This is a genomic window from Glycomyces sp. L485 (genome assembly GCF_022548875.1).
Taxonomy (GTDB): Bacteria; Actinomycetota; Actinomycetes; order Mycobacteriales; family Micromonosporaceae; genus Glycomyces.
Map to the genome: position 1 here is coordinate 24,696 of NZ_JAKZEW010000045.1, position 6,678 is coordinate 31,373.

Annotated in this window: 6 protein-coding genes; 1 reads left to right on the plus strand and 5 read right to left on the minus strand. The window is 67.3% G+C overall.

The annotated features are described in order from the left end of the window. Window positions 1-45 precede the first annotated feature (45 nt). The 5 genes from sucD to L0U85_RS17520 all read right to left on the minus strand — a co-directional run bounded on the left by sucD (window position 46) and on the right by L0U85_RS17520 (window position 4,755). Window positions 46-933 (minus strand): succinate--CoA ligase subunit alpha, encoded by an 888-nt coding sequence (sucD, locus tag L0U85_RS17500; RefSeq protein ID WP_241379043.1) that lies wholly within the window; start codon window positions 931-933, stop codon window positions 46-48. Between the two features lie 4 nt (window positions 934-937). Next, the gene (gene sucC, locus L0U85_RS17505; protein ID WP_241379044.1) at window positions 938-2,119 is read right to left on the minus strand and encodes an ADP-forming succinate--CoA ligase subunit beta; all 1,182 of its coding nucleotides are present in this window, start codon (window positions 2,117-2,119) and stop codon (window positions 938-940) included. A 595-nt stretch (window positions 2,120-2,714) separates the two neighbouring features. After that, window positions 2,715-3,179 carry a cobalamin B12-binding domain-containing protein gene (locus L0U85_RS17510; protein WP_241379045.1) on the minus strand — a complete coding sequence of 155 codons (465 nt, stop codon included), beginning with the start codon at window positions 3,177-3,179 and terminating at the stop codon, window positions 2,715-2,717. Between the two features lie 122 nt (window positions 3,180-3,301). Further along, window positions 3,302-4,255, minus strand: coding sequence for a hypothetical protein (locus tag L0U85_RS17515; RefSeq protein WP_241379046.1), 954 nt, complete (start codon window positions 4,253-4,255; stop codon window positions 3,302-3,304). Window positions 4,256-4,476: 221 nt separating this feature from the next. Then, window positions 4,477-4,755 carry a MarR family transcriptional regulator gene (locus L0U85_RS17520; protein ID WP_241379047.1) on the minus strand — a complete coding sequence of 93 codons (279 nt, stop codon included), beginning with the start codon at window positions 4,753-4,755 and terminating at the stop codon, window positions 4,477-4,479. A gap of 194 nt (window positions 4,756-4,949) precedes the next feature. Between L0U85_RS17520 and L0U85_RS17525 the strand changes: the two genes are divergently transcribed. Then, a complete protein-coding gene (locus L0U85_RS17525; protein ID WP_241379048.1) occupies window positions 4,950-6,389 on the plus strand; it encodes an MFS transporter in 1,440 nt (479 codons plus the stop codon). The last annotated feature ends 289 nt before the right edge of the window (window positions 6,390-6,678 follow it).

Sequence of the window (6,678 nt, forward strand, 5' to 3'; positions counted from 1 at the left end):
GAAAAAAGGCCCGGGCGCAGCGCCCGGGCCCTCACACGACTGTTACTAGAGGTTCTCGATGACCTCGCGCATCAGGTTCGCGGTCTCGCTCGGCGTCTTGCCGACCTTGACCCCGGCGGCCTCCAGGGCCTCCTTCTTCGCGTCGGCGGTGCCCGCCGAGCCGGAGATGATGGCGCCGGCGTGACCCATCGTCTTTCCGGGAGGCGCGGTGAATCCGGCGATGTAGCCGACGACCGGCTTGGTGACGTGCGCCTTGATGTACTCGGCCGCACGCTCCTCGGCGTCGCCGCCGATCTCGCCGATCATGACGATCGCCTTGGTCTCGGGGTCCTTCTCGAACGCCTCGAGGCAGTCGATGTGGGTGGTCCCGATGACCGGGTCGCCGCCGATGCCGACGGAGGTCGAGAAGCCGATGTCGCGCAGCTCGTACATGAGCTGGTAGGTCAGCGTGCCCGACTTGGAGACCAGGCCGATCGGGCCCGAACCGGTGATGTCGGCGGGGGTGATGCCCGCGTTCGACTTGTCGGGGCTGGCGATGCCCGGGCAGTTCGGTCCGACGATGCGGGTCTTGTTGCCCTTGGACTCGGCGTGGTTCCAGAAGGCGACCGAGTCGTGGACCGGGATGCCCTCGGTGATCACGATGACGGTGCCGATCTCGGCGTCGACCGCCTCGATGACGGCGGCCCTGCAGAACGCCGGGGGCACGAACACCACGGAGGTGTCGGCGCCGGTCTCGGCCATGGCCTCCTGCACGGAGGCGAACACCGGGAGGCTCTGCCCGTCGAAGTCGACCTTCTGGCCGGCCTTGCGCGGGTTGACACCGCCGACGACGTTCGTGCCGGCCTTGAGCATGCGGCGGGTGTGCTTCATGCCCTCGGAGCCGGTCATGCCCTGGACGATGACCTTGCTGTTCTCGGTGAGGAAGATAGCCATGTTCCTAGGCCTCCTTGTTCGCGAGCTCGGCGACCTTGTCGGCGGCCGCGTCCATGGTCTCGACCACGGTGATGAGCGGGTGGTTCGCGTCGGCGAGGATCTTGCGACCGACCTCGGCGTTGTTGCCGTCGATGCGGGCGACCAGCGGCTTGTTGACGTCCTCGCCGCGCTCGTGCAGCGTCTGGAGTGCGCCGATGATGCCGTTGGCGACCTCGTCACAGGCGGTGATGCCGCCGAAGACGTTCACGAACACGCTCTTGACCTGCGGGTCGGAGAGGACCACTTCGAGGCTGTTGGCCATGACGGCGGCGGAGGCGCCGCCGCCGATGTCGAGGAAGTTGGCGGGCTTGACGCCGCCGTGCTTCTCACCGGCGTAGGCGACGACGTCGAGGGTTGACATGACCAGGCCGGCGCCGTTGCCGATGATGCCGACCTCGCCGTCGAGCTTGACGTAGTTGAGGCCGGCCTCTTTGGCCTGCTGCTCGAGCGGGTCGACCGCGGAGGCGTCGGCGAACGCGTCGGCGTTCTCGGCCTGGCGGAACGACGCGTTCTCGTCGAGGGTGACCTTCGCGTCGAGCGCGAGGACCTTGCCCTCGGGAGTGCGGACCAGCGGGTTGACCTCGACGAGGGTGGCGTCTTCGGCGACGAAGGCGTCCCACAGCTTGACGAAGACGTCGACGAGCTGGTCGCGCAGGTCGGCCGGGAAGCCGCCCTTGTCGGCGATCTCACCGGCGATTTCGGGGGTGACGCCGACTCCGGCGTCGATCGGGAGTTTCACGACCTTCTCGGGGGCCGTGTGCGCGACCTCTTCGATCTCCATGCCGCCCGCGGTGGAGGCGATGCACAGGAACGTGCGGTTCGCACGGTCGAGGAGGTAGGAGAAGTAGTATTCGGTGTCGATGTCGGCCGTGACCGTCAGCATGACCTTCTCGACCGTGTGGCCTTTGATGTCCATGCCGAGGATGTTCGTGGCATGGGTCTTGGCCTCGTCGACGTTGTCGGCGAGCTTGACACCGCCCGCCTTGCCTCGGCCGCCCACTTTCACCTGCGCTTTGACGACCACCCGGTCACCGAGGCGCTCAGCGAGCTCCACGGCCTCCTGCGGGGTGGTGGCGACGCCGCCGTCCAGTACCGGCACACCGTGCCGGGCGAACAGTGCGCGGCCCTGGTATTCGTACAGATCCACTGTAGAGTCCGCTCCACTAGCTAGTCTTCCTTGACCGGGTTGCCTGGCCCGGCCGAAGCGGGCTGGAGCCCGCGGGCCGGAAATCTTTTCAGGTGCCCGTTAGCGCAGCGTAACGCGCGCGGAGGGGTAGCGGCCTCCTGGCCGTGGAGGGTGTGACGAGTTCGAAGATCTCACGGCGCTCCGGGGGAGTAGGTGAGTCGCGGAAGCGGGATGGAAGTGGAGCCGGTCACTCCTGGCCCTGAGCGGGGGCCGGGTGCCTCTTGTGATTGCTGGCCGGTGGCGGGCGAGCGGAGCGAGCATTAAGCGGGGACCGGACGCACCCCTCAGGCGTCCGGTCCCCTTTTAGTAGGGGATCAAGCCCACCCCTCAAAGGCTTGATCCCCTTTAGGCACGATGCCCTATCGCCACCCCTCAATCGACAGGGCATCGGCAGTATGTGGCATAGCTCCGAGAGCAGTGAGATACCGATTGGCTACGGCTCTCGTCTCGCTCTCCGATGCGTCTCGCGTAGTTTTCACTGCGTCCGACACTAATAAGAACGAGGCCGGTCGCAGCCAGTTACGGTCTTGTCAGAAGAAATTTTGCCGATGGCGTATCAGCTGGTAGAGGCCGTGCTCTCTTTGGCGGAGCCGCCGGTCTTCTCGTGGCCGACGTTCTGGGCCACCCATTCGGCGATCACCTGAGTCGACGCCCCGGGGCCGAAAGTCGCGGCCACTCCCGCTTCGCGAAGCGTTGCCGCGTCCTCTTCGGGAATGATGCCGCCGCCGAATACGACGATGTCGCGCGCATCCGCCTCGTCGAGTAGTCGCAGCACTCGCGGGAACAGCGTCATATGCGCGCCGGAGAGAATGCTCAGTCCGATCGCGTCGGCATCCTCGGCCAGCGCCGTCGCCACGACCTGCTCGGGAGAATTGTGCAGGCCCGTGTAGATCACTTCCATGCCCGCGTCGCGCAGCGCCCGCGCGACGACCTTCGCACCCCGGTCGTGCCCGTCGAGGCCGACCTTGGCCACGACCACCCGGGCGGGCACTCCGCCGTTCGACGCGTGCGATGCAGACATACAGACCTCCTCGCATGCGGCCGCAGCCCACAATGCCAATTTACGGCTCCACAAGTGTCGCCGTGGCTGCTGCGGCCGTCCATACGAGTGAGCTTAGTCCCGTCCGGCCGGAGTGTGAAGGTCTAGCGACCGTACGGAGGCTGTGGCGGCAGCTGTCCCTGCTGCGGGTACCCGGGAGGCGGCGGGTAGCCGGGCTGGCCGGTGGGCGGCGGGTAGCCGCCCTGTGCGGCCTGGGCCGGGGCGCCCTTGATGTAGGCCTTCACCTGCTCGTCCTTGATGTAGATGAAGGAGGCGTAGCTGTAGATGCCGGCGCTGACGAGGTTGAGCAGGAGCGGGAGCGCGGCGGCGCCGCCGATGATCGCCATCGAGCCGAGCCCGCCGAGGACGCCGATCAGCGAGAGCCCGGCGCCGATCATGATGAGGACGATGCCGGTCATGCGCAGGCCGCCGGAGTTGATCTGCCCGCGCGGCAGGGCGAAGCCGTACCAGCCGAACGCGAGCGAGAGCAGGATGCTGACGGACGCGGAGAACACCGCGAGCCCGCCGAGGATCGCGAGGGACGCGATCGCTCCTACGATGCCGATGCCGGCGCCGATCATCGCCACCAGGCCGATGCGCTTGACGCCCTCCGGGGCCTCGCCGGGTGCGACGCCGGGCTGTCCGTACGGCTGCTGGCCCTGCTGCGGCGGGTACTGGCCGGGAGGCTGGTGGCCGTAGGGCGGCTGCTGGTGCCCGTACGGCTGGCCCGGGGGAGGCGGCGTCGGCTGGCCGCCGAGCGGGTGCTGCTGGCCGGGCGCCTGAGTGGAGGGCTGGAAGTTGGTCTGGGAGGTGCCGGACTGCGGCATCACCGAGGTCTCGGCGAACGGCGAGGGCGGGTTGGCCGGGCCGGTCGGGTTGCCGAGCGGGGAGGGCGGCGGGGGCGGGGGAGCCGAGGAGGCCCCGCCGCCCTTGCGCAGCTTCATGGTCGAGTCGAAGCTTTCGCCCTGCGCGGGTTCGGACTTGGGTTGGGAGCTCGGTTTGAGCTTGAAGGTGCCGCCGTCATCGTCTGCTGGTGGCTGGTTGTCGGGGTGAGTCATGAGGATCTACTCTCCATGCCGGATCAGGTCGTGAACTCTCAACCACACCATACCGGGTGAAGGCCTGTGCTCCGGCTCCTCAAGTGCCGACCGGGTTCCCGCTTCGGGGGGTATGTCCGGGAGCCGTCATCAGTATCCGGGGCCGTCCAACCGATGAACACCGTTCCGCTTGCGGGTCTTCGAGAGCGGTGTGCCCGACCGCGGCGTCTCGGGTGGCGGGATCATGCGAAGTGCTTGCGCAGGACCGCTTCGTGGGTCGGGCGCGCTGCCTCCCAGCGTTCGCGCCCGGCGGCGGTGAGCATGAGGTGGTTGGCTCGCCGGTCGAGTTCGCAGGCGGCGCGGGTGACCAGGCCGGCCTTTTCCAGTCGCGTGACGGTGCGCGACAGGGCACTCTGGCTGAGGTACATCTCGGCCTCCAGGTCCTTCATCATGACCTTCTCGTCGGCCCCGCCGCAGTGGCCGCTGAGGACCTGGAGGACCTCGAATTCGCTGAGCCCCAATTGATGCCGAGACTGGAGTTCGTTCTCCAGCTCGCACGATGTGCCGTGGTACGCACGCAGTGTCTCAGACCACTTGGCGCATACATCTTGATCCGATTCAGGGTCCATGACCAGGAGATTACCATGTCAAAGCATTTTATGATCAATCATTATATGCATTGACATTCAATGCGCTGGCATGTAAATTGACCCGCGTGACACTCACGGAAACCAAACCCGACGACACCGACCGCTCCGCTTCCCCCGCACATGCCCCGAACCGTTGGGGCCCAAAGCGCTGGGCCGTCCTGTTCGTCGCCGGACTGGCAATGTTCCTCGACGCCCTCGACGTCTCCATGGTCGGCGTCGCGCTGCCGTCCATCGGCGCCGAACTCGGCCTGGAGACCTCCAGTCTCCAGTGGATCGTCAACGGCTACATCCTCGGCTACGGCGGCCTGCTGCTCCTCGGAGGCCGTATGGCCGACCTCCTGGGCCGACGCCAGGTCTTCCTGTCCGCACTGGTCGTCTTCGGCGTCGCCTCGCTCGTCGGCGGGCTCGTCGACAACGAGGGGCTGCTCATCGCCTCCCGGATCGTCAAGGGCGTCGCGGCGGCGTTCACCGCCCCGGCCGCACTGTCGATCATCACCACCACATTCAAGGAAGGCCGCGACCGCAACAAGGCCCTGTCGATCTTCACGGTCTTCGGAGCCACCGGCTACGCCTCCGGCCTGATCGTCTCGGGCCTGCTCACCGGCATCAACTGGCGGCTGACCTTCTACGCCCCAGTCGTGGTCGTCGCCGCCGTCATCGTCGCCGCCTTCTTCGTGGTGCCCCGCAACGCCGAACGGGAGCGCGGCAACATCGACTTCGCCGGAGCGATCACCCTGACCGGCGGGATGCTCGCCGCCGTCTACACGATCGTCACCGCGCCGGAGACCGGCTTCACACCCACGGTGATCGGCACGACCGTCGCCGCACTGTTCCTGCTGTCCGCGTTCTTCATCGTGGAGAACCGGCTCCCGCATCCGCTGGTGCGCCTGAGCATCCTCAAGGTCAAATCCATCGTGCGGGCCAACCTCGCCGCGCTGGCGATCTTCGGCTCCTACATCAGCTTCCAGACGATCGTGTCGCTGTACCTGCAGAACACGCTCCAATGGGGACCGCTCCAGATGGCACTGGCGCTGGCCCCAGCCGGCGTCATCGTGGCCTTCCTGTCCCCGTTCGCCGGCAGGCTCATCGACCGCTTCGGCACCACGCCGATGATCATCGCCGCGATGGGCTCCTTCGTGCTCGGCTACGCGTGGTTCATCCTCCGCGGCGGCAGCCCCGAACCGGCCTACTTCGCCGACTTCCTGCCCAGCTTCCTGCTGCTCGGCCTCGGATTCGCGCTCGGCTTCTCGTCGGTCATGGTCCAGGCCACCGAGGGCATCGACGACGACGAGCAGGGCTTGGCCTCCGGCCTGGTCCAGACCTCCGGCCAGATCGGCGGAGCGGTGGTCCTGGCGATCGTCACCGGACTCATCAGCGGCCCCGTCCCCTCCGGCATCGCCGAGTACCGGCCGGGCCTGTACTTCGTGATCACGGTCGCCGCCGTAGGACTGCTCGCCTCGGCCAGCGCGCTGCCGGTCCGCCGACCGGCCGTCGAAGCCGCCTGAAGCCGGGAACACCACCGCAAGAACACCAAAGGGAGGGGTCGCCGAACGGCGGCACCTCCCATCGGTGCGGCCCGCCGTCGCCGGCACGGCTACCGGTTTTCCGGAGAGGGGTTCGTCCTTTAGGGCGGAGGTGGATCCGGGTCGATTGCCTGCTCGACAGTCCCGCGGAGCGGGACTGTCCGAACCGTTGGGTTTTCGGAATTGTCGTACCCCTGGTTTATCTTCGACCTGTGCTCCTTCGTTACCGATACCGGGTGTATCCGACCGCGCCGCAGCGGGTTTCGCTCGC

Bases quoted from the DNA above. Each gene is read 5' to 3' on its own strand.
- sucD (WP_241379043.1), bottom strand. From the start codon at position 933: ATGGCTATCTTCCTCACCGAGAACAGCAAGGTCATCGTCCAGGGCATG.
- L0U85_RS17510 (WP_241379045.1), bottom strand. From the start codon at position 3,179: ATGTCTGCATCGCACGCGTCGAACGGCGGAGTGCCCGCCCGGGTGGTC.
- L0U85_RS17515 (WP_241379046.1), bottom strand. From the start codon at position 4,255: ATGACTCACCCCGACAACCAGCCACCAGCAGACGATGACGGCGGCACC.